This is a genomic window from Streptomyces sp. Y2F8-2 (assembly GCF_014905555.1).
Taxonomy (GTDB): Bacteria; Actinomycetota; Actinomycetes; order Streptomycetales; family Streptomycetaceae; genus Streptomyces; species Streptomyces cynarae.
Genome location: NZ_BNGS01000014.1, coordinates 197,282 through 218,962, shown reverse-complemented (window position 1 = coordinate 218,962; position 21,681 = coordinate 197,282). Strand labels below are relative to the sequence as shown.

Below are 21,681 nucleotides of genomic sequence, written 5' to 3'. Positions count from 1 at the left end.
TCCGCGCGGCGATCGCCCCGGACGCGGCCACCAGTGCTCCGCGCGCACCCTGCTTGGTGACCACCAGCGGCACATGGCGGCTCAGCTTGGCCGCCGCGTCCGCCGGGTCGGGCAGTCCGGTCAGCAGGCACGCCTCGTCCCGGCTGGGCAGCAGTACATCGACGCCTTCGGCGAACGTCAGGAACCGGTCCACGCCCAGCCCGGTGAGGAACCCCGCCGACGCCGGATCGAGGCTCACCGGCACTCCACGCGCGCGTGCCGCTTCGAGGGCCACTATCGCCAGCGCCCGGCTGGGCTCGGAGAACAGCAGGTAGCCCGACAGGTGCAGCCGTGCGACACCGTCGAGCAGCTCGTGCGACCAGTCACCGGGGTCGAGCCGCAGCGAAGCCCCGCTGTCCGTGAGGAACGTCCGCTCCGCCGAGGCGCCCGTGTCCACCAGGCAGATCACCGTTCCCGTAGGGGCCTCGGGGTCGACGACCAGATGTGGCTGTACGCCCGACTCCGTCAGCTCCCGCTCGTGCCAGGCAGCGGAATCGGCCCCGACGCGTCCGAGCAGCCGCACATCCGGACAGCCCCACCGAGCCGCCCAGCAGGCCACGTTCGCACCTGCGCCACCGGGCAGCGTGCGGATGACCGCGGCCGTGTCCGTACCCGGCGCGAGAGGGCCGAGGTGCCGCGCGACGACATCCGTGACGATGTCCCCGACGACCAGCAGCGCCCCGCTCACGCCCCCGCCCAGGCCGCCGCGATGCGTGCCGCGAGCCGCACGTTCCCGCGCACGGCCGCCAGATTGGCGCTGAGCGACGCACCGTCGGTGTGCCGCACCAGATAGTCCAGCAGGAACGGTGTGACCGCCTGACCGGTGACCCCTTCCGTGCCGCACGCGGTCAGCGCGTCGGCGAGCACGCGCGCGTGAACCTCCGGATCGAGCTGCTCCGCCTCCGGTACCGGATTGGCGACGATGAGCGCCGACTGGGGGGCGCCGAGCGTGTCCTGCGCCCGCATGACCTCCGCGACCTGCCCGGGCGTCTGAAGCGTCCAGTCGACCGGATGGCCGGAGTCGGACAGGTAGAAGCCCGGGAAGCGGTCCGTGCGATATCCGGCGACCGCCACACCCAGCGTCTCCAGGCGCTGAAGCGTGGCGGGCACGTCCAGGATCGACTTCACGCCCGCGCAGACCACGGTGATCCTGGTCCGCGCCAGCAGGCCCAGGTCGGCGGACTCGTCCTGGGTCACCGTCCACTCCCGGTGGACCCCACCCAGCCCACCCGTGGCGAACACCCGTACACCCGCGAGGGAGGCCAGCAGCGCCGTCGCGGACACCGTCGTCGCCCCGCTGACGCCCGCGGCCACCGCGAGGGGCAGATCACGATGGCCCAGTTTGCGGATCCCGTCCTCGTTCGCGACCCGTTCCACCTGGTCCTTGCCGAGGCCGACATGGGGCCGCCCGTCCAGCACCGCGATCGTCGCCGGTACGGCGCCCTCCTGCCGGACCACGTCCTCCAATTCCAGCGCGACCTGGAGATTGCGCGGGCGCGGCAGCCCGTGCGCGATGATCGTCGACTCCAGAGCCACCACCGGCCGACGGGCGGCGAGCGCCTCCCGCACCTCTTCGGACACCACCAGCACGCGCCTGCCTCCTGTCTCCGGGTCTTCTCTCATCTCTGGCGGGCGGCGCACCCGGCCAAACCCTTACGAGGTCCGGAGGCGACATCACCTGGGCGCATCACGGGCGCGGACCGGCTCAGAACAGCGGTTCCGGCAGGACCCCTTCGAGGGCCAGCAGCTTCCGTTTGGTCTCCAGACCCCCTCCGAACCCACCGATGCCACCGCCGCTCTCGACCACGCGGTGGCACGGCACCACCACCGGCAGCGGATTCGATCCCATCGCCACACCCACGGCCTGGGCGGCGCCCGGCTGACCGACCCGGCCGGCCAGGTCGCCGTACCCCACCACCGTGCCGTACGGCACGCCGGAAGCCAGCTCGCGCAGGACCTGGCGGTTGAAGCCGGTGATCAGGGACCAGTCCAGGGGCAGCGCGAAGTCGTGCAGCCTGCCGGCGAAGTACGCCGTCACCTGGCGTATCGCCTCTGCCAGCAGCGGTGAGCGGGGGTTCTCCACGGGCTCGGTCCCGAGCCGGGACGCGAGCCGCTCCAGGGCCTTGTCGCGCACGGCGTCCGAGGCGTGGAACACCACGTTCACCAGGCCCTCGCGTGTGGCGGCCAGCAGCAGAGGGCCGATGTCGGTGGGGACGACGGTCCACACCAGTTGTTGCTCGTCCTGCCCATGACTGTCCATGCGCCCACCGTACGGCGCGGCACCGACAACGGCCCGGGCGCGGACAGGGCGGCGCGGTGCGCCGCGCGGGCACAGCGCGCCGCCGGTTCAGTGAGCGCCGATCACGGCCTGCACCACATCGGGTGCGTTCGTGATGATGCCGTCCACGCCGAAGCCGGAGACCCGTCGGGCCGCCTCCGCGGTGTCGACGTTCCAGGCGAACACCTTCATCGGCCGGTCGTGCGGTCCTTTGAGGGCGTGGACCGCGGAGACGTAGCGGGCGGACAGCTTGGTCTGCGACGAGTTGATCTGGTCGGCGAACCGCGCGTACAGGGGCAGCTCCGTCGTGGGCGGCGTGCCCAGGTAAGCGGTTGTGATCCCTGGGCGCAGGTCGTGGACCATCCGCACGCTGTTCGCGCTGAAGCTCTGGACGATCAGCCGGTTCCTGAGGTGGTCCGCGTCGAGCCAGCCCTCGTTGCCGAGCAGCTTGAGGATCTGCCGATCGAGCCCCGGATACAGTTCCGGGTTCTTGATCTCCAGGAGCAGGTTCTGGTGATGCTGGGACACACGCTCCATGTACTGCCGCAGCGTCGGCACGCGCGCGCCGGTGTACCGGGGGCCGAACCAGCTTCCCGCGTCCAGGCGTGCGATCTCCTCGGCGGTGAAGTCCTTCACCCGCCAGGGCGACCGTCCGGGGTACAGCTGCTTGACGTCGGTCGTGCGCTCCAGCGTCGCGTCGTGAATGACGACGAGCCGGCCGTCCTTGGTGCGCTGCACGTCGTTCTCGACCCACGTGAAGCCCATGGCGGCCGCCTTGTCGACGGCGGCCAGCGTGTTCTCCGGCGCGTACGCCGAAGCGCCGCGGTGGGCGATGACGACCGGGCTCCGATCGCCCGAGGCGCGGGCGTGCGGGGTGGGCAGTATGGCGACGCCGAGCCCGAAGAGGGCCATGATCGTGGCGGCGGCAAGACGCACGTACATGCTCACTCCAAGTGTCCGGCTGGTCACGGAAGCACCAGAATGGCAGCACGGCGCCCGGTGGCTCGGCCGCAGCAAGGACGCAAGTGGACCGGGATTGCCCGACACTGGTCACAGGCGCCGCACAAGTGCGGAAGCGCCGTGATTCTTTGCCGGAAAATCGTTCGACCGTCCCGGTGAGGGTCATACTCTCTGCCTCAGCCCTGACCGTCGTCACGGCCTGGGGATGGGGGTATTTTCCGGAGCAGACCATCAGGGTGGGAAGGGCAGCCGCGCATGCAGGGCACCGTCGACGGCTTCAGCTACGGACTCGTCACACCGGTGGTGGCGTACCTCATGGCCAGCCTCGGCGGCGCGCTCGGTCTGCGCTGCACCACCAGATCGATGCTGGTCGCCCAGTCCTGGCGGGCCGGCTGGCTCGCCCTGGGATCGGCTGCCATCGGGTCCGGCATATGGACCATGCACTTCGTCGCCATGATGGGTTTCACCGTCAAGGAGTCCCCCGTCCACTACGACAGGGCGATCACCTTCGCGAGCCTCGGCGTCGCCATCGTCATGGTGGGCATCGGCGTCTTCATCGTGGGCTACCGGGGCGCGACCGGAGTGGCGCTTTTCACCGGCGGCACCATCACCGGTCTGGGCATCGCCTCGATGCACTATCTGGGCATGGCCGGGATGCGCCTGCACGGCGTGCTCGAGTACAACACCCTCACCGTCGCCGCCTCCGTCGTCATAGCGGTCGTCGCCGCGACCGCCGCTCTGTGGGCCGCCGGACAGATCCGCGGATTCCTCTGGAGCATCGGCGCGAGCCTCGTCATGGGACTCGCCGTCAGCGGCATGCACTACACCGGCATGGCCGCCGTCAGCGTCCACCTGCACGGCGCCGCCGGAAGCCCGGGCGGCGACTCGCCCGCGACCCTGCTCGCCCCCATGATGATCGGCCCGATCGTCTTCCTGGTCCTGGCCGGCGTGGTCGTGCTCTTCGACCCGTTGATGGTCATGGGCAAGCCCGGATGGATCGTCGAGCGCAAGCCCGGCGTACCGGCTCACCCCGAGCTGGCCCCCACAGGCCTGGGACGCCGTCCGCTGTCCCGCTCCGGTCCGCGCGCCGGACACCGGAGCTCCCGCACCCCTCAGAACTTGTGACCGGCCCCCGTTGTCAGTGCGGGGTCGTACGGTGGATTCCATGCGGCCCGTTTCACAGATCGAACGCACGGTGGCGCCCTTCGAGGTCGTCAGCCCCTACCAGCCCAACGGTGACCAGCCCACGGCCATCGCCGAGCTGGAAAAGCGCATCCGCGGAGGTGAGAAGGATGTCGTCCTGCTGGGCGCGACCGGCACCGGCAAGTCCGCGACCACCGCGTGGATGATCGAGAGGCTTCAGCGTCCCACCTTGGTGATGGCGCCGAACAAGACGCTGGCCGCCCAGCTGGCCAACGAGTTCCGCGAGCTGTTGCCGAACAACGCGGTCGAGTACTTCGTCTCGTACTACGACTACTACCAGCCCGAGGCATACGTCCCTCAGTCGGACACGTACATCGAGAAGGACTCCTCGATCAATGAGGAGGTGGAGCGCCTGCGCCACTCCGCCACCAACTCGCTGCTCACCCGTCGTGACGTGGTCGTGGTCGCCTCCGTCTCCTGCATCTACGGCCTCGGTACTCCTCAGGAGTACGTGGACCGGATGGTCAGCCTCAGAGTCGGCGACGAGATGGACCGCGACGAGCTGCTGCGCCGCTTCGTCGACATCCAGTACACGCGCAACGACATGGCGTTCACGCGCGGCACCTTCCGGGTGCGCGGCGACACCATCGAGATCTTCCCGGTCTACGAGGAGCTGGCCGTCCGGATCGAGATGTTCGGCGACGAGATCGAGGCCCTGTCCACCCTCCACCCGCTGACCGGCGAGGTCATCAGCGACGACGAGCAGCTGTACGTCTTCCCGGCCTCCCACTACATCGCCGGCCCCGAGCGCATGGAGCGGGCCATCAGGGGCATCGAGAAGGAGTTGGAGGAGCGCCTCGCCGAGCTGGAGAAGCAGGGCAAGCTCCTCGAGGCCCAGCGGCTGCGGATGCGCACGACGTACGACATCGAGATGCTCCGCCAGATCGGCACCTGCTCCGGCGTGGAGAACTACTCGATGCACTTCGACGACCGCGAGCCCGGCTCCGCGCCGAACACGCTGCTGGACTACTTCCCGGAGGACTTCCTGCTCGTCATCGACGAGTCGCACGTCACCGTGCCGCAGATCGGTGCCATGTACGAGGGTGACGCCTCCCGCAAGCGCACCCTCGTCGAGCACGGTTTCCGGCTGCCCTCCGCACTGGACAACCGCCCGCTGAAGTGGGAGGAGTTCCAGGAGCGCATCGGCCAGACCGTGTACCTGTCGGCGACCCCGGGACCGTACGAGCTCTCCCGCTCGGACGGCGTCGTCGAGCAGATCATCCGCCCCACCGGCCTCGTCGATCCCGAGGTGGTGGTCAAGCCCACCGAGGGCCAGATCGACGACCTGGTGCACGAGATCCGCAAGCGCACCGAGAAGGACGAGCGCGTCCTGGTCACCACGCTCACCAAGAAGATGGCCGAGGACCTCACCGACTACTTCCTGGAGCTCGGGATCCAGGTGCGCTACCTGCACAGCGACGTCGACACCCTGCGCCGTGTCGAGCTGCTGCGAGAGCTGCGGTCGGGCGAGTTCGACGTCCTGGTCGGCATCAACCTCCTCAGGGAGGGACTCGACCTTCCGGAGGTCTCCCTGGTGGCGATCCTCGACGCCGACAAGGAGGGCTTCCTGCGCTCGGGCACCTCGCTCATCCAGACCATCGGCCGCGCGGCGCGCAACGTCTCCGGCCAGGTCCACATGTACGCCGACAAGATCACCCCGGCGATGGAGAAGGCCATCGATGAGACCAACCGCCGCCGGGAGAAGCAGGTCGCGTACAACACGGCGAACGGCATCGATCCGCAGCCCCTCCGCAAGAAGATCAACGACATCGTGGCGCAGATCGCCCGCGAGGACGTCGACACGGAACAGCTGCTGGGTACGGGCTACCGCAAGGCGAAGGACGGCAAGGGCGCCAAGAGCCCGGTGCCCGCACTCGCCAACCACGCGGTCAAGGAGGCCAAGCCGGCCAAGGGCAAGACGAAGGCCAAGGAGACGGTCCCGACCGACCGCCCGGCCGCCGAACTCGCCGAGCAGATCGAGGAGCTGACCGAACGGATGCGCGCCGCCGCCGCGGACCTGCGGTTCGAGATCGCGGCCCGGCTGCGCGACGAAGTCTCCGAAATGAAGAAGGAACTGCGCCAGATGAGGGAGGCGGGGCTGGCCTGACGTCCCCACCACGGTGCCGGACCCCGGCACGCGCCTGGTGTGTTGCAAGACCGACACAAAGCGCGAGCCGGGGTTCGGCACTGTCAGTGCCGCTGCGTAGGGTTTTGACATCCGCGGAGTCCGCGGCCAACAGGGGACGCTCGAGAGGGGAACAGCGCGTGACCGTCAACTTGACCAAGGGTCAGGCCATCAGTCTTCAGAAGAACGACGGAGGCACGCTGACCGCGGTGCGCATGGGGCTCGGCTGGCAGGCCGCTCCCCGACGCGGGCTGTTCGGTTCGCGCACCCGGGAGATCGACCTGGACGCGTCAGCGGTCCTGTTCGCGGACAAGCAGCCCGTGGACGTGGTCTTCTTCCGCCACCTCGTGAGCGACGACGGTTCCGTCCGGCACACCGGTGACAATCTCGTCGGCGGTGTGGGCCAGGGCGGCGACGACGAGGCGATCCTCGTCGACCTCCAGCGCGTCCCGGTCCACATCGACCAGATCGTCTTCACCGTGAACTCGTTCACGGGCCAGACGTTCCAGGAGGTGCAGAACGCGTTCTGCCGCCTCGTCGACGAGACCAACGGCCAGGAACTGGCCCGCTACACACTCGCGGGCGGCGGCGCCTACACCGCGCAGATCATGGCGAAGGTGCACCGTGCGGGCGGGAGCTGGACGATGACGGCTCTCGGTACCCCGGCCAACGGCCGCACCTTCCAGGACCTGATGCCGGCGATCCTGCCGCACCTGTAGGCGGCCGGACGCCCGGCACAAGAAGCGACGCAGGGGGACGAGGCGATGACGGCCGAGCTGGTCCGGGGACAGAACCATCCGCTTCCCCAGGTCCGACTTGAGGTCCGGGTGTCGGCCGGCACGCCGATCGTGGCCGGGGCCACGCTCAGCGACGAGCAGGGCAGAGTGCCCGGCCCCGAGTGGGTCGCCCATCCGGGCAAGCCCATCCTGCCGGGTCTGGAGGTCTCCAGGCAGGCGGCAGCCGCCCACCGTCTCGCCTTCGACCTGGACGCCCTCCCGGAGCGCGTGCATCGCGTCACGGTGCTGCTGGCGCTGCCGACCGGCATCGGCGGCCCGGCGCGATTCGGCGCCGTCGCCGCCCCCTCCCTGGCGGTCACCGGCCTCGACGGCTCACAGGTCGTCACCTACTGCATCACCGGTCTGGACTCCGAGTCCGCCGTCATCGCACTGGAGATCTACCGCAGGCAGGGTGGCTGGAAGGTGCGTGCGGTCGGCCAGGGGTACGCGGGCGGGCTCGCCGCGCTCTTCATGGACCAGGGCCTGGCCGAAGCCCGGCAGCTCGCGGACGGCATCAACGAAGCGGTGGTGCAGGGCCTTGCCCGTTCGGTGGCCCCGCCTCCGCCGCGCTTGCCCAAGGGCGACCGCACCCGGCAGGCGACCGCCCCCGCGCCTCCCCAGGGACCACCCGGCACCGTGGCGCCGGCGCAGCACCAGGGACCTCCCGGCGTACCGCAGCAGGGATCCCCGTACGACGTCACCGACGCCCCGATCCCTGTCGCACAGCCCGCTCTCAGCGGGCCGGTCGACTACCGCCACCCGGGTCGCCAAGCCACGCCCCCGCCCCCGCCTTCCGCACCGGCCGGTCAGCCCGCGCAGCCGGTCGCGGGCGACGCGACCGGCTGGTCCATGGAGGAGCGCCTGTACAACCAGGTGTGGGGCATGTTCGAGGACCTGGCGCGTACGGTGGCCGCGTACCGCAGCGCGGTCGACTTCGCCGACTCGCGCCTTGAGCAGGAGCTGGACAAGGCCTTGGCCGACCCTCGCGCCCGCCTCGGCGGGCAGGGCGATGCCGCACGCGACGCGGCCCAGGCCAAGCACACCCACCTCGTCAACCAGGCGAGAGCCGCGCTCGACCGTGACCTCACCCAGCTCATCGCCGAGTCCGATGTCGTCGAACCGGCGCTGCCTGAGGCGTTCGCACGCTGGGACAGCCCCGTCTGGCAGGGTTACCGGGTACCGAGGGACCTCCCCATGGCCGTGCGCCTCGGCGACCTGCAGTTGCCCGAGAGCGAGAGCCTCCGCATTCCCATGCTGGTCAGGCTGCCACTGCAGCGCGGTCTGTGGATCGACAGCGGCCGTTCCGGATTCCCGGACCCGCTCGTGGACCCGGACGAGCTGCGCCGCCTCGCCATGGATGTGGCGGTCTCGCAGGCGGCCCGGCTGCTTGCCGTGTACCCGCCCGGCGCGTTCGCGGTGCACATCATCGACCCGGCGGGCTCGGGCGCTTCCGCGCTCGCGCCCCTCGTGCACTCCGGGGTGCTCGCCACTGCGCCCGCCGGCGGTGCCTCGGGGGTGGCCGACGTGCTGACCCGGCTCACCCAGCGCGTCGACCTGCTGCAGATGGCGGTGCGGGGCGGCGCGTCCGACTCCCTGCCGCCGGGCCTCGACACGGCCCAGCAACTGCTGATCGTCAACGACTTCCCCCACGGCTTCGACGACCGGGCCGTGAACCAGCTGCGCTACCTCGCGGACGAAGGCCCGGACGTCGGTGTCCATCTGATGATGGTCGCCGACCGGGAGGACGCGGCCGCCTACGGGCCGCTGCTCGACCCGCTCTGGCGTTCACTGCTGCGGCTCACCCCGGTGCCCGACGACCATCTCGCAGACCCCTGGGTCGGCCACGCCTGGACCTACGAGCCACCGCGGCTTCCGAAGGGCAGCCAGGTGCTCGACCGAGTGCTCACCCAGGTCGCCGAATCCCGTCGCTCCTGGAACCGCTGAGGCGTCCCCCTCTGCCCGCTGGTGTACGGGCAGGCACTTGACCAGGTGCTTTGACCTTTCTTTTGCCAATCTCTTTACCTTTCCTTGGTGATTCGGGTACTGTTGCTTGGCAACGGAGGGGAGTACTCCCTATCTGCTGCGGCGCGCCCGTCAGTACGGATCAGGCCAGATCCCGGGGCGTCGGCCCACGGCACCGGGCGTATCACGCGCCTGCGACGGTGGGTGGAAGAGACCTCCGGTGGCGACGACGCCGACATTTGCCGTGACGTACGTACTGCCGGAGGCGCAGTGGATGTTTCGATGACCCTGTGGGTCCTGACCATCGTGGGCCTTGCCGCCCTGATCACGATCGACTTCTTCATCGGCCGCAAGCCGCACGACGTATCGATCAAGGAAGCCGGGATCTGGACGGTCGTCTGGATCGCCCTCGCCGGCCTGTTCGGGATGGGCCTGCTCGTCTTCGGCGGCGGCCAGCCCGCCGGGGAGTTCTTCGCCGGCTTCATCACCGAGAAGTCGCTGAGCGTCGACAACCTCTTCGTCTTCGTCCTGATCATGGCGAAGTTCGCGGTGCCGTCGCAGTACCAGCAGCGCGTGCTCCTCGTCGGGGTGCTCATAGCCCTGGTCCTGCGGGCGGTCTTCATCGCCGCGGGCGCCGCGATCATCGCGTCCTTCTCCTGGGTGTTCTACCTGTTCGGCGCGTTCCTGATCTGGACCGCCTGGAAGCTGATACAGGAGGCGAGGGCCGATGAGGAGGACGAGGAGTACGAGGAGAACAAGCTGCTGAAGGCCGCCGAGCGCCGCTTCGGTGTGGCCGACCGTTACCACGGCACCAAGCTGTGGATACGGCAGAACGGCAAGCGGGTCATGACGCCGATGCTGGTCGTGATGCTCGCGATCGGCACCACCGACGTGCTGTTCGCCCTCGACTCCATCCCGGCGATCTTCGGCCTGACGCAGGACCCGTACATCGTCTTCACGGCCAACGCGTTCGCGCTGATGGGTCTGAGGCAGCTGTACTTCCTCATCGGCGGCCTGCTCAGGAAGCTGGTCCACCTGTCCTACGGCCTGTCGATCATCCTGGGCTTCATCGGCGTCAAGCTGGTGCTGCACGCGCTCCACGAGTCCGGGATACACGTCCCCGAGATCTCCATCCCGGTCTCCCTCGGCGTGATCTGTGCCGTCCTGATCGTCACGACGATCACCAGCCTGATGGCCTCCCGGAAACAGGAGGCGGCGGCTGACGCGACGCACAAGGCCACACAGAGCGCTGCCGAGGACAGCATCGAGGCCTGACGCGTCCCGGCCGATACGGCTGACAGGGGTGCCCGGCACCTTGCCGGACACCCCTCCGCCAGACCGTGCGAGGTGAGGAGCGTTCCCGGCGTGGGGACGCACCCTGGAGGTGCCATGACCGACTCGGTGACGTTCATACAGACCCCGGCCGCCATCGGGACCATACGGTGGGCAGGAGCCGGAATGCGGGCTCCGGGCGTGTCTGCGACGATCGCCGCATGATCGTGGGGCTTCGGTCGCTCGCGGCGCGGTGGACGGCCGTCGTGCCGGTGGCCGCCGTGGTCCTGCTGGCCCTCACCTGGGGCCGCGCCGTGCCCGGCGCGGTCGTCGCGGTGATCACGTTCGTGCTCGCCGCGTCCGTGCTGGCCGCGGTCCACCATGCCGAAGTGGTCGCGCACCGGGTCGGTGAGCCGTTCGGCTCGCTCGTTCTCGCCGTCGCCGTCACGATCATCGAGGTGGGGCTCATCGTCGCCCTTATGGCGGACGGCGGACCCAAGAGCGCGAGCCTGGCCCGGGACACCGTCTTCGCGGCCGTGATGATCACCTGCAACGGCGTCGTCGGACTGTGCCTGCTCGTCGCCTCACTGCGCCACGGAATCGCGGTCTTCAACCCCGAGGGCACCGGCGCGGCCCTGGCCACCGTGGCGACACTCGCCACCCTCAGCCTGGTCCTGCCGACGTTCACCACCAGCAAGCCCGGCCCGGAGTTCTCCTCGGCCCAGCTCACCTTCGCCGCGCTCTCCTCACTGGTGTTGTACGGCCTGTTCGTGGCGACCCAGACCGTGCGCCACCGCGACTACTTCCTCCCCATCACCCGGCAGGGAGAGGTGATCCACGCGGACGACCACGCTGAAGCGCCGTCCGCGCGGACCGCCGCCCTCAGCCTGGGCCTGCTCGGCCTCGCCCTCGTCGGGGTCGTCGGGCTCGCCAAGGGAGTGTCTCCCGCCATCGAATCCGGGGTGGCGGCGGCCGGGATGCCGCAGGCCGTCGTCGGGGTCGTCATCGCGCTGCTCGTGCTGCTGCCCGAGACCATCGCCGCGCTGCGGTCGGCGCGCCGCGACCGGGTGCAGACCAGCCTCAACCTGGGTCTCGGGTCTGCACTGGCCAGCATCGGCCTGACCATCCCCGCAGTCGCCCTGGCGAGCGTATGGCTCCCCGGGCCGCTCGTCCTCGGTCTCGGCCCGGTGCACATGGTGCTGCTGGCGCTGACCGTGGTCGTGAGCTCTCTGACGGTGGTCCCCGGGAGAGCCACGCCGCTTCAGGGCGGTGTTCATCTGGTGGTGTTCGCGGCGTACCTGGAACTGGCGGTCAATCCGTAGCCGGGGAACAACAGGCGACGATCGCCGGGCCCCAGCGCCTCATCCGGGAGTCGGCTCCGACACCGGGGCCTGCATCTGCACCGGACGGGTCTCCGGCAGCAGTGCGAAGCACCCGAGGCTGAGCAGGGCCACCGCCGTCAGGTAGGCGCCGACACCCCAGGGCACCCGGCCCCCGCGCTCGGCCAGTGTGGTGGCCACGATCGGGGTGAGGGCGCCGCCGAGCACGCCGCCCAGGTTGTAACCCACGGCCGCACCCGTGCAGCGCACCCGGGGCTCGAACAGCTCCGGCAGATACGCGGCGATCACGGCGAACATCGTGATGAGGGCGAGCCCCGCCCCCAGGAACCCCACGAACATCAGCAGGGGCTCGCCCGTGGCGAGCAACGCCACCATGGGGAACATCCACAGCGCGGTGCAGGCACAGCCCGTCAGACACAGGGGACGCCGCCCGTAGCGGTCACCCACGAGGGCGAACAGCGGGGTCAGGATCCCCTGCACCGCGACGGTGGCCATGACACAGGCCAGCATGACCGTGCGGCTCACGCCGAGCCGCTCCGTGGCGTACGCCAGGGACCACGTCGTCGTGGTGTAGAAGACCGCGTACCCGATCGCGAGTGCGCCGGCCGTCAGCAGGACGAGCCGCCAGTGGCGGCGCACGACCTCGACGAGCGGCACGCGCGCGTGGTCGTCGATGTCCAGGAACAGAGGGCTCTCGGCGAGCGCGCTGCGCAGCCACAGACCTGCCGTCGCGAGCACCCCAGCCGCCCAGAAGGGAATCCGCCACCCCCAGGAGGCGAACTGCGCGTCCGACAACGTCGCCGACAGTCCCAGCATCACGCCATTGGCCAGCAGGAAACCCAGCGACGGGCCGATCTGCGGAAAGCTGGACCACAACACGCGCCGCCCGGCGGGCGCGTGTTCCACGGTCAGCAGCACGGCACCGCCCCACTCCCCGCCGAGCCCCAGGCCTTGCAGAAAGCGCAGCACCAGAAGGAGCACGGGAGCGGCCGTGCCGATCGACTCGTACGTCGGAAGACAGCCGACCGCCACCGTCGCCGTGCCGGTCAGCACCAGGGAGGCGATGAGAACCGGCCGTCTCCCGCGCCGGTCCCCGATGTGCCCGAACAGCACCGACCCGAGCGGTCGCGCCACGAAGCCGACCCCGAAGGTTCCGAACGCCGCCAGTGTGCCCGCCACCGGGGAGAACGTCGGGAAGAACAGGGGGCCAAGGACCAGGGCGGCCGCGGTCCCGTAGACGAAGAAGTCGTAGAACTCGACGGCGGTTCCGGCGAGCGAGGTGGCCGCGAGCCGGAGCATGGAAGGAGCCCTTACCGAGCGTGCATCGTGCATGCCGGATCAACTACCCGGCGTAACCACCTGCTACGGGGGCGCACGGGGGCTCGGTGCCGCGACCGATGGGGCGGGCGTGCGCCCGAGCGAACGGCGCGATCACTGGGTGCGGTGATGCGCCACGCGGGACGCTCCGCGCGCACGGCACCTGGCCCAGCTCGCACCGGCCGGGTCACGCGCTCGGCGCATCGTGATAGACCGGGGGCTGATCAGCGGTCCGCCAAGGACCGGAAGACCTGGAACGGACCGGAGGAAATGTGCCCCGCACTCTCGCCGACGCCCCGATCATGATCCTCAACGGCCCCAATCTGAATCTTCTCGGGCAACGCCAGCCGGAGATCTACGGCTCCGACACGCTCGCGGACGTCGAGGCGCTGTGCGTGAAGGCGGCGGCCGCCTACGGCGGCACGGTGGACTTCCGGCAGTCCAACCACGAGGGCGAACTGGTGGAGTGGATCCACGAGGCGCGCCTGAACCACGCCGGGATCGTGATCAACCCGGCCGCCTACTCGCACACCTCCGTCGCGATCCTCGATGCCCTCAACACCTGTGACGGGCTGCCGGTGGTGGAGGTCCACATCTCCAACATCCACCAGCGTGAGCAGTTCCGGCACCATTCCTACGTCTCCCTGAGGGCCGACGGGGTCATCGCCGGGTGCGGGGTGCAGGGGTACGCGTTCGCCGTGGAGCGGGTCGCGACGCTCGTGGGGGCGGGGCGAACGGAGGCGTGACCTCGGGGGAAGCAGCCCCTGCCTCAGAGCCGCCCCGCCTCCACGATCCGGTGCAGGAAGCGCCGTGTGCGCTCCTGCTGCGGATCGCCGAAGACCTGCTCGGCCGTACCGCGCTCCAGGACCACGCCGCCCTCCAGGAAGCAGACCTGGTCCGCGACTTCACGGGCGAAGCCCATCTCGTGGGTGGCGAGCACCATGGTCATGCCGTCGTCCTTCAGGTCCCGGACGACACTGAGGACCTCGCCCACGAGCTCCGGGTCGAGTGCCGCGGTGATCTCGTCCAGAAGCAGCAGCCGGGGGCGTACGGCCAGCGCCCGCACGATCGCGACGCGCTGCTGCTGGCCGCCGCTGAGCCGGTCCGGGTACTCGGTCGCCTTGGCGGCGAGTCCGAGCCGCTCCAGCAACTCGCGGGCGTGCTCATCGGCCGCCGCCCGCGCGACGCCGTGCACCCGGCGCGGGGCGAGCGTGATGTTCTCCAGGACGGTCAGGTGGGGAAAGAGGTTGTACGCCTGGAAGACGACGCCGATCCGGCGCCGTACGGCGTCCTGGTCGACACGCGGGTCGGTGATCTCCTCTCCGTCCAGCCAGATGGCGCCGTCGTCGATCTCCTCCAGGAGGTTCGCGCAGCGCAGCAGCGTCGACTTGCCCGAGCCGGAAGCACCGATCAGGGCCGTCACCGTGTGCGGGGAGACCTCCAGATCGACGTTCCGGAGAACGACCGAATCGCCGAAGGTCTTGCGGACGGACTCCATGCGCAGCACGGGCCCGCCGCCCGGCGCACCGGATGCGGCATGGGACTTCTCGAGGATGTCGCTCACAGGTTCCCTCCCTGCGCCCGCTGCCGGTCCATCCGGGCGGTCACCCAGTCCGTGAAGCGGGTCATCGGGATGGTCAGCGCCACGAAGACAAGCCCGGCGACGATGTACGGCGTGTAGTTGAGACTCCGGCCCACGATGATGTCGGAGGCCCGAACGGCGTCGACCGCACCGCCGATCGAGACCAGCCCGGTGTCCTTCTGGAGTGACACCAGATCGTTGAGCAGGGGTGGCACCTGGCGACGTACTGCCTGAGGGAGCACCACATGGCGCAGCGCCTGGCGGTTCGTCAGGCCGAGGGAGCGGGCCGCGGCGCGCTGCGAGGGATGGACGGACTCGATGCCGGCTCGGAACACCTCGGCCACGTACGCCGAGTACGTGAGCGTGAGCGCCGTCCCGCCGAGCAGCACCGGATCGACGGTCACGCCCTGCAACCGCAGCGCGGGCACGCCCAGGACCACGATCATCAGGTTGATGATCAGGGGCAGTCCGCGGAAGAAGTCCGTGTACGCGGCGGCCAGGACGCGCAGCGGGAAGAACACCGGCCCGCGCAGGGTGCGGGCGACGGCGATCAGCATGCCGAGGACGAGGACCGCGACGCCGCACACCAGCAGCAGACGCACGTTGAGCCACAGCCCGTCGAGCACCTTCGGGAGCGCCTCGCGCGCGTAGTGCGCGTTGAAGAACGTCTCTTCGGTGCGCGGCCAGCCGGGCGCGTTGACGACGATCAGGTAGACGACGGCCGCGGTGACGAGCGTCGACAGTGCCGCGATCGCAGTGGCGCGCCGGGCGCGTGCGCGCTTGTGGCGCTCGCGCTCGATCCGCCGCTGCGAGGGGACGTACGCGTCGTCCCCGCCGGGCACGACGCCCGTGCCCGGCATACCGGCTTCGCCGGAGTCCCCTCCCGACTCCTGACCGATGACGGTCACTTGAGCACCGGAGCGTCGACGGCGTCGGACAGCCACTGCTGCTCCAGCTTCGCCAGGGTGCCGTCCTTGCGCAGGGCGTCCACGGCGGAGGTCACGCACGGGGTGAGCGCGCTGCCCTTGTCGAGGACGAGCCCGAACTGCTCGGGCGTCCCGCCCTGGTTCTCGAACTGGCCGACGATCTTGGCGTCGGTCACCTCGGCCGCGGTGATGTAGAAGGCGGTGGGCAGGTCGGTGACGATGGCGTCCACCTGACCGTTCTTCAGGGCCGACTTCGCCTGGTCGTTCTTGGCGTACGCGGCCGGCTGCTGCTTCGGCTTCACCACGTTGGTGATGTAGTCGAGGCTGGTGGTGCCGACCTGCGCACCCAGCTTGACGTCCTTCAGGTCCGCGATGCTCTTCGCCTTCGCGGCCTTGGAACCCTTCAGGGCGATGACGGCCTGGCGGACGTCGTAGTAGCCGGAGGAGAAGTCCACGGCCTTCTTGCGCTCGGCACTGATCGACACCTGGTTGATGTCGAAGTCGAAGGTCTTCTCCCCAGGCGCGAAGGCCTTGTTGAAGGGGACGGTCTGCCATACGACAGTGCTCTGGCCGTAGCCGAGCTGCTGCGCCACGGCGTAGGCGACGGCCGACTCGAAGCCCTTGCCGTTGGCCGGCTTGTCGTCCTTGAACCAGGGCTCGTAGGCGGGCTCGTCGGTCGCGATCGTCAGCTTTCCGGACGTCTTGGTGGCCAGCTTGCCCTTCGCGCACGTCTGGGCGCCCGTCCCGGAAGCCTTGGGGGAGGCGTTCTCCTCCGGCTGCGGGGCGCAGCCCACGGCGAGGGCGAGCAGGGCGACGGTGGCGCCGGACGCGGCGCGGCGCAGGGCGCGTTGGGCGAGGTGCATGGCGGGAGATTGGCAGCGCGACGCCCTGTTTGTCGAGGTCAGGTCAGCAACTGTCCGCATGGTGGGAACGAGTGTTGCATTCCTGTGAACGCTGGGGCGGAACGCGGGCCGGGGCCGCCGGTCGAGGGCGGGGATCGGGGGACCGGCGGCCCATCACCGCGCAGGAGCCGTCATCCTGTGCGGGGCTGCTTTCCAGTGGACTGCACCATTGGGCGCGCCGGGAGCGCACGCACGAGACCAACGCGTGCGAACGGTTCACACGGGGCGCGTGCGCCCCGCTGTCACGCCGGGCTCACACCAGCTGGGCGGTTCGCTGTCCGTGCGTGCCATGGTGGTTCGCCGTCCGTGCGTGCCACGGCGGTTCACCATCCGCGGGCGTGCCACTCCGGCAGGTGCGGGCGCTCGTCGCCCAGCGTGGTGTCGTTGCCGTGCCCGGGGTACACCCAGGTCTCGTCCGGCAGCACATCGAAGATCTTCGTCTCGACATCGTGGATCAGGCTGGCGAAGGCCTTCGGGTCCTTGTGCGTGTTGCCCACACCGCCCGGGAAGAGGCAGTCCCCGGTGAACACATGCGGGTGGCCGTGCGGGTCGTCGTACACGAGGACGATCGAGCCGGGCGTGTGGCCCACCAGGTGGCGCGCGGTGAGTTCCACGCGCCCCACCCGGATCGTGTCGCCGTCGTCGACCAGGACGTCCGTCGGCACGGGAATGCCCTCGGCGTCGTCCCGGCCCGCGTAGGTGCGCGCACCCGTGGCCGCCACGACCTCGGCGAGCGCCTGCCAGTGGTCGGCGTGCCGGTGGGTGGTGACGACGGACGCGATGCCGTCGTCACCGATCATGCCGAGGAGCGTCCTGCCGTCGTTGGCCGCGTCGATCAGCAGCTGCTCGTCGGTGGCGCGGCAGCGCAGCAGATAGGCGTTGTTGTCCATCGGGCCGACCGCGATCTTGGTGATCATCAGGTCCTTCAGCTCGTGCACATCCGCCGGGCCGCCGACCGTCACCTCTCCGCTGTACGTCATGCCCGCAGCCTATAGCGGCGAGGGTGCCGACGGCCGCCCGAGACCTACAGCGGCGGAAGCGTCGGCAGCGGCCCTCCCTCGGATGTGAGGGAGGCTCCGTCGTGGCGGCCGGAGAGCCAGCCGAGCAGGTCGGGTGCGGGGCCCCGGACGATCACCTCGGGCTCGGCCGCCTCGCGGCCCGTGCTCCACGCGCGCGTGCCGTCGGTGACGCGTGTCGGCGGCACACCGGAGTGTCCGGTGAACCGCTCCGCGAGGAAGTCGATCTCCCGCTCGACGAACTCCGCCGGCAGGTCCTCGAGCTCGTACCCGATCCCGAGATCGACGTGGTGCAGTTCGACCTCGACCCAGCGCCTGAACGGCACCCGGGCCGCCTTGTCGGTGACCCCGTTGCGCAGCTCCACCGTGCGCGACCAGTCCGCGGGCGCGGCTCCCGCCTCCTGGAAGCGGGCCTCGCTCTCGCGCAGGTCGGCGAGCTGGACGTCCAGGGGCCGTCGAGCGTCCCGTTCGATGTCGGCGTCCCGGGATTCGGCCGAGGCGTACATGGGACGGCCCTGCAGCACGTTCACAAGTGCGTCGGCGTTGCGGGCGAGGTGGGCGAGGACATGGCCGCGGCTCCAGCCGGGCAGCCGTGACGGTTCGGCCACAGCGGCGTTGTCCAGTTTGGCGGCTGCGGTGAGCAGTCGCCCGGTCGCATCGCGTACAGATGCCAGGTCGCGCGCGTGATCCTTCATGGCGCCGACCCTAGCCCCGCCACTCCTTCGGGTGAAGGAGGCCGCCCCGACCCGCAAATCGAATGCACGTGCTATATGGTCGAGTCCGGCGTCGGGCATGCTGGATGGCCGGGGATTGTTGTCAACCCTGGAATCCGACCGGCGTTGTCAGTGGCTCCCCCTAGTCTGGGAAAGCGGGGGCCTCGCCCCTGTCGCTTCTCTCAAGAAAGGTGCGGACCGGCGTGGCCGACCGTCTCATCGTCCGTGGAGCGCGCGAGCACAACCTGAAGAATGTCTCGCTCGACCTGCCACGCGACGCGCTCATCGTCTTCACGGGCCTGTCGGGGTCGGGCAAGTCCTCGCTGGCCTTCGACACGATCTTCGCCGAGGGGCAGCGCCGTTACGTGGAGTCGCTGTCCTCGTACGCCCGGCAGTTCCTCGGGCAGATGGACAAGCCGGACGTCGACTTCATCGAGGGCCTGTCGCCTGCCGTCTCGATCGACCAGAAGTCGACCTCGCGCAACCCTCGTTCGACGGTCGGCACGATCACCGAGGTCTACGACTACCTGCGCCTGCTCTTCGCGCGCATCGGCAAGCCGCACTGCCCCGAGTGCGGCCGCCCGATCTCGCGCCAGTCCCCGCAGGCCATCGTCGACAAAGTCCTGGAGCTGCCGGAGGGGAGCCGCTTCCAGGTGCTCTCGCCGCTGGTGCGCGAGCGCAAGGGTGAGTTCGTCGACCTCTTCGCCGATCTCCAGACCAAGGGCTACAGCCGCGCCCGGGTGGACGGCGAGACGATCCAGCTGTCCCAGCCGCCCACGCTGAAGAAGCAGGAGAAGCACACCATCGAGGTGGTCGTCGACCGCCTCACGGTCAAGGACTCCGCCAAGCGCCGCCTCACCGACTCCGTGGAGACCGCGCTCGGCCTGTCCGGCGGCATGGTCGTGCTCGACTTCGTGGACCTGCCAGAGGACGACCCCGAGCGCGAGCGCATGTACTCGGAGCACCTCTACTGCCCGTACGACGACCTGTCCTTCGAGGAGCTCGAACCCCGCTCCTTCTCCTTCAACTCGCCCTTCGGCGCCTGCCCCGAGTGCACGGGCATCGGCACGCGCATGGAGGTCGACCCCGAGCTGATCGTCCCCGACGAGGAGAAGACCCTCGACGAGGGCGCCATCCACCCCTGGTCGCACGGGCACACCAAGGACTACTTCGGCCGCCTCATCGGCGCCCTCGCCGACGCGCTGGGCTTCCGGACGGACATCCCCTTCGCGGGCCTGCCGCAGCGCGCCAAGAAGGCCCTGCTCTACGGCCACAAGACGCAGATCGAGGTGCGCTACCGCAACCGCTACGGGCGCGAGCGCGTGTACACCACGCCCTTCGAGGGCGCGGTGCCCTTCGTACGGCGCCGGCACAGCGAGGCCGAGAGCGACGCGAGCCGTGAGCGCTTCGAGGGCTACATGCGCGAGGTGCCCTGTCCCAGCTGTCAGGGCACCCGCCTGAAGCCGGTCGTCCTCGCGGTCACGATCATGGACAAGTCGATCGCCGAGGTCTCCGCGATGTCCATCAGCGACTGCGCGGACTTCCTGCGCGAGCTGAAGCTCGACGCCCGGGACAAGAAGATCGCCGAGCGGGTCCTGAAGGAGGTCAACGAGCGGCTGCGATTCCTGGTCGACGTCGGCCTCGACTACCTCTCGCTGAACCGCGCGGCCGGCACCCTCTCCGGCGGCGAGGCGCAGCGCATCCGTCTGGCCACCCAGATCGGCTCCGGCCTCGTCGGTGTGCTGTACGTGCTCGACGAGCCGTCCATCGGCCTGCACCAGCGCGACAACCACCGGCTGATCGAGACCCTGGTCCGACTGCGCGACATGGGCAACACGCTCATCGTCGTGGAGCACGACGAGGACACCATCAAGACCGCCGACTGGGTCGTCGACATCGGCCCCGGCGCGGGCGAGCACGGCGGCAAGGTCGTGCACAGCGGCTCCCTGAAGGAGCTGCTCGCCAACGAGGAGTCGCAGACCGGCCAGTACCTGTCGGGCAAGAAGGCGATCCCGCTGCCGGACATCCGGCGTCCCCGCGACCCCTCGCGGCAGCTGACGGTGCACGGCGCCCGGGAGAACAACCTCCAGGACATCGACGTGTCCTTCCCGCTGGGCGTGTTCACAGCGGTCACGGGTGTGTCCGGCTCCGGCAAGTCGACGCTGGTCAACGACATCCTGTACACGCACCTGGCCCGTGAGCTGAACGGCGCGCGCAACGTCCCCGGGCGGCACACGCGCGTGGACGGCGACGACCTCGTCGACAAGGTCGTGCACGTCGACCAGTCGCCCATCGGCCGCACCCCGCGCTCGAACCCGGCGACGTACACCGGTGTCTTCGACCACATCCGCAAGCTGTTCGCCGAGACCACCGAGGCGAAGGTCCGCGGCTACCAGCCCGGTCGCTTCTCCTTCAACGTCAAGGGCGGCCGCTGCGAGAACTGCGCGGGCGACGGCACCATCAAGATCGAGATGAACTTCCTCCCGGACGTCTACGTCCCGTGCGAGGTCTGCCACGGCGCCCGCTACAACCGGGAGACCTTGGAGGTCCACTACAAGGGCAAGTCCATCGCCGACGTGCTGAACATGCCGATCGAGGAGGCCATGAACTTCTTCGAGGCGGTCCCGGCGATCTCCCGTCACCTCAGGACGCTGAACGACGTCGGTCTCGGCTACGTCCGGCTCGGCCAGTCCGCGACGACCCTGTCCGGCGGCGAGGCCCAGCGCGTGAAGCTGGCGAGCGAGCTGCAGAAGCGGTCCACCGGACGCACCGTCTACGTTCTGGACGAGCCGACCACCGGCCTGCACTTCGAGGACATCAGCAAGCTGCTCAAGGTGCTCGGCGGCCTGGTCGACAAGGGCAACACGGTCATCGTCATCGAGCACAACCTCGACGTCATCAAGACCGCCGACTGGGTCGTCGACATGGGTCCCGAGGGCGGCGCGGGCGGCGGCCTGGTGGTCGCCGAGGGCACGCCGGAGGAGGTCGCCGGCATCCCGGCCAGCCACACCGGCAAGTTCCTGCGCGAGATCCTCGGCGCCGAGCGCATCAGCGACGCCGCCTCGGTGAAGGCACCGCGCAGGAGCGCGGCCAAGAACGCGGTCGCCGCCAGTTCGACGGCGAAGAAGACGGCGACGGCCAGGGCCGTGACGACCGCCAACAACACGGCGACCAAGAAGGCCGCCACCACCACGAAGAAGGCGGCACCCGCGAAGAAGACCACGCGGGCACGCAAGGCCTGACGGACACCGAAGGTGCGGCGCCCCGCGG

At 69.8% G+C, this 21,681-nt stretch carries 18 protein-coding genes; 8 read left to right on the top strand and 10 right to left on the bottom strand.

All coding sequences use genetic code 11. The features are described from left to right. From SY2F82_RS36065 to SY2F82_RS36050, 4 genes are all read right to left on the bottom strand, one after another. On the bottom strand, positions 1-727 hold a 727-nt coding region (locus SY2F82_RS36065; RefSeq protein WP_200423319.1), incomplete at its 3' end, for a carbohydrate kinase family protein. Continuing rightward, the gene (locus SY2F82_RS36060; protein ID WP_200423318.1) at positions 724-1,629 is read right to left on the bottom strand and encodes a pseudouridine-5'-phosphate glycosidase; all 906 of its coding nucleotides are present in this window, start codon (positions 1,627-1,629) and stop codon (positions 724-726) included. The genes SY2F82_RS36065 and SY2F82_RS36060, both read right to left, overlap by 4 nt. Positions 1,630-1,744: 115 nt before the next feature. Continuing rightward, positions 1,745-2,299 carry a methylated-DNA--[protein]-cysteine S-methyltransferase gene (locus SY2F82_RS36055; protein ID WP_200423317.1) on the bottom strand — a complete coding sequence of 185 codons (555 nt, stop codon included), beginning with the start codon at positions 2,297-2,299 and terminating at the stop codon, positions 1,745-1,747. A gap of 87 nt (positions 2,300-2,386) precedes the next feature. Then, positions 2,387-3,259, bottom strand: coding sequence for a glycerophosphodiester phosphodiesterase family protein (locus SY2F82_RS36050; protein WP_200423316.1), 873 nt, complete (start codon positions 3,257-3,259; stop codon positions 2,387-2,389). Positions 3,260-3,532: 273 nt separating this feature from the next. Between SY2F82_RS36050 and SY2F82_RS36045 the strand changes: the two genes are divergently transcribed. The 6 genes from SY2F82_RS36045 to SY2F82_RS36020 all read left to right on the top strand — a co-directional run bounded on the left by SY2F82_RS36045 (position 3,533) and on the right by SY2F82_RS36020 (position 11,937). Further along, complete coding sequence (locus tag SY2F82_RS36045; protein WP_200423315.1) at positions 3,533-4,402, top strand: MHYT domain-containing protein; 870 nt, start codon at positions 3,533-3,535, stop codon at positions 4,400-4,402. Positions 4,403-4,442: 40 nt separating this feature from the next. After that, positions 4,443-6,587: an excinuclease ABC subunit UvrB gene (gene uvrB, locus SY2F82_RS36040; protein ID WP_200423314.1), complete on the top strand. Its 2,145-nt coding sequence runs from the start codon at positions 4,443-4,445 to the stop codon at positions 6,585-6,587. 158 nt (positions 6,588-6,745) lie between these two features. Then, positions 6,746-7,324: a TerD family protein gene (locus SY2F82_RS36035; protein ID WP_200423313.1), complete on the top strand. Its 579-nt coding sequence runs from the start codon at positions 6,746-6,748 to the stop codon at positions 7,322-7,324. A gap of 45 nt (positions 7,325-7,369) precedes the next feature. After that, a complete protein-coding gene (locus tag SY2F82_RS36030; RefSeq protein WP_200423312.1) occupies positions 7,370-9,325 on the top strand; it encodes a TerD family protein in 1,956 nt (651 codons plus the stop codon). Positions 9,326-9,625: 300 nt separating this feature from the next. Continuing rightward, the gene (locus tag SY2F82_RS36025) at positions 9,626-10,618 is read left to right on the top strand and encodes a TerC family protein (RefSeq protein WP_200423311.1); all 993 of its coding nucleotides are present in this window, start codon (positions 9,626-9,628) and stop codon (positions 10,616-10,618) included. A gap of 218 nt (positions 10,619-10,836) precedes the next feature. Then, positions 10,837-11,937, top strand: a complete 1,101-nt coding sequence (locus SY2F82_RS36020) for a calcium:proton antiporter (RefSeq protein ID WP_200423310.1) — start codon at positions 10,837-10,839, stop codon at positions 11,935-11,937. 39 nt (positions 11,938-11,976) lie between these two features. Here SY2F82_RS36020 and SY2F82_RS36015 read toward each other — a convergent pair whose 3' ends face one another. Next, positions 11,977-13,254 carry an MFS transporter gene (locus SY2F82_RS36015; RefSeq protein WP_236041991.1) on the bottom strand — a complete coding sequence of 426 codons (1,278 nt, stop codon included), beginning with the start codon at positions 13,252-13,254 and terminating at the stop codon, positions 11,977-11,979. Between the two features lie 290 nt (positions 13,255-13,544). Here SY2F82_RS36015 and aroQ point away from each other — a divergent pair, with 290 nt between their 5' ends. Continuing rightward, positions 13,545-14,018 carry a type II 3-dehydroquinate dehydratase gene (gene aroQ / locus SY2F82_RS36010; protein ID WP_200423308.1) on the top strand — a complete coding sequence of 158 codons (474 nt, stop codon included), beginning with the start codon at positions 13,545-13,547 and terminating at the stop codon, positions 14,016-14,018. 23 nt (positions 14,019-14,041) lie between these two features. On the opposite strand, the gene SY2F82_RS36005 is transcribed toward aroQ, so the two are convergent. The 5 genes from SY2F82_RS36005 to SY2F82_RS35985 all read right to left on the bottom strand — a co-directional run bounded on the left by SY2F82_RS36005 (position 14,042) and on the right by SY2F82_RS35985 (position 18,393). Next, complete coding sequence (locus SY2F82_RS36005) at positions 14,042-14,770, bottom strand: amino acid ABC transporter ATP-binding protein (RefSeq protein ID WP_200423328.1); 729 nt, start codon at positions 14,768-14,770, stop codon at positions 14,042-14,044. Positions 14,771-14,832: 62 nt separating this feature from the next. Then, the gene (locus SY2F82_RS36000; protein WP_374707235.1) at positions 14,833-15,762 is read right to left on the bottom strand and encodes an amino acid ABC transporter permease; all 930 of its coding nucleotides are present in this window, start codon (positions 15,760-15,762) and stop codon (positions 14,833-14,835) included. Further along, on the bottom strand, positions 15,759-16,643 hold the full coding sequence (locus SY2F82_RS35995) for an ABC transporter substrate-binding protein (RefSeq protein ID WP_200423307.1): 885 nt from the start codon (positions 16,641-16,643) through the stop codon (positions 15,759-15,761). The genes SY2F82_RS36000 and SY2F82_RS35995 overlap by 4 nt, the downstream gene beginning before the upstream one ends. Before the next feature lie 362 nt (positions 16,644-17,005). After that, positions 17,006-17,662, bottom strand: a complete 657-nt coding sequence (locus tag SY2F82_RS35990; protein WP_200423306.1) for an MBL fold metallo-hydrolase — start codon at positions 17,660-17,662, stop codon at positions 17,006-17,008. A 44-nt stretch (positions 17,663-17,706) separates the two neighbouring features. After that, complete coding sequence (locus SY2F82_RS35985) at positions 17,707-18,393, bottom strand: maleylpyruvate isomerase family mycothiol-dependent enzyme (RefSeq protein ID WP_200423305.1); 687 nt, start codon at positions 18,391-18,393, stop codon at positions 17,707-17,709. A gap of 221 nt (positions 18,394-18,614) precedes the next feature. On the opposite strand from SY2F82_RS35985, the gene uvrA reads away from it, so the two are divergent. Then, entirely contained in the window at positions 18,615-21,653 is a 3,039-nt protein-coding gene (gene uvrA / locus SY2F82_RS35980; protein ID WP_200423304.1) for an excinuclease ABC subunit UvrA, read from the top strand. The last annotated feature ends 28 nt before the right edge of the window (positions 21,654-21,681 follow it).

Excerpts from the sequence above, each read along its gene's own strand:
- SY2F82_RS36055 (WP_200423317.1), bottom strand. The coding sequence starts at position 2,299 with ATGGACAGTCATGGGCAGGACGAGCAACAACTGGTGTGGACCGTCGTC.
- SY2F82_RS36050 (WP_200423316.1), bottom strand. The coding sequence starts at position 3,259 with ATGTACGTGCGTCTTGCCGCCGCCACGATCATGGCCCTCTTCGGGCTC.
- SY2F82_RS36045 (WP_200423315.1), top strand. The coding sequence starts at position 3,533 with ATGCAGGGCACCGTCGACGGCTTCAGCTACGGACTCGTCACACCGGTG.
- uvrB (WP_200423314.1), top strand. The coding sequence starts at position 4,443 with ATGCGGCCCGTTTCACAGATCGAACGCACGGTGGCGCCCTTCGAGGTC.
- SY2F82_RS36030 (WP_200423312.1), top strand. The coding sequence starts at position 7,370 with ATGACGGCCGAGCTGGTCCGGGGACAGAACCATCCGCTTCCCCAGGTC.
- SY2F82_RS36025 (WP_200423311.1), top strand. The coding sequence starts at position 9,626 with ATGACCCTGTGGGTCCTGACCATCGTGGGCCTTGCCGCCCTGATCACG.
- SY2F82_RS36020 (WP_200423310.1), top strand. The coding sequence starts at position 10,837 with ATGATCGTGGGGCTTCGGTCGCTCGCGGCGCGGTGGACGGCCGTCGTG.
- SY2F82_RS36015 (WP_236041991.1), bottom strand. The coding sequence starts at position 13,254 with ATGCTCCGGCTCGCGGCCACCTCGCTCGCCGGAACCGCCGTCGAGTTC.
- SY2F82_RS36005 (WP_200423328.1), bottom strand. The coding sequence starts at position 14,770 with ATGGAGTCCGTCCGCAAGACCTTCGGCGATTCGGTCGTTCTCCGGAAC.
- SY2F82_RS35995 (WP_200423307.1), bottom strand. The coding sequence starts at position 16,643 with ATGCACCTCGCCCAACGCGCCCTGCGCCGCGCCGCGTCCGGCGCCACC.
- SY2F82_RS35990 (WP_200423306.1), bottom strand. The coding sequence starts at position 17,662 with ATGACGTACAGCGGAGAGGTGACGGTCGGCGGCCCGGCGGATGTGCAC.
- SY2F82_RS35985 (WP_200423305.1), bottom strand. The coding sequence starts at position 18,393 with ATGAAGGATCACGCGCGCGACCTGGCATCTGTACGCGATGCGACCGGG.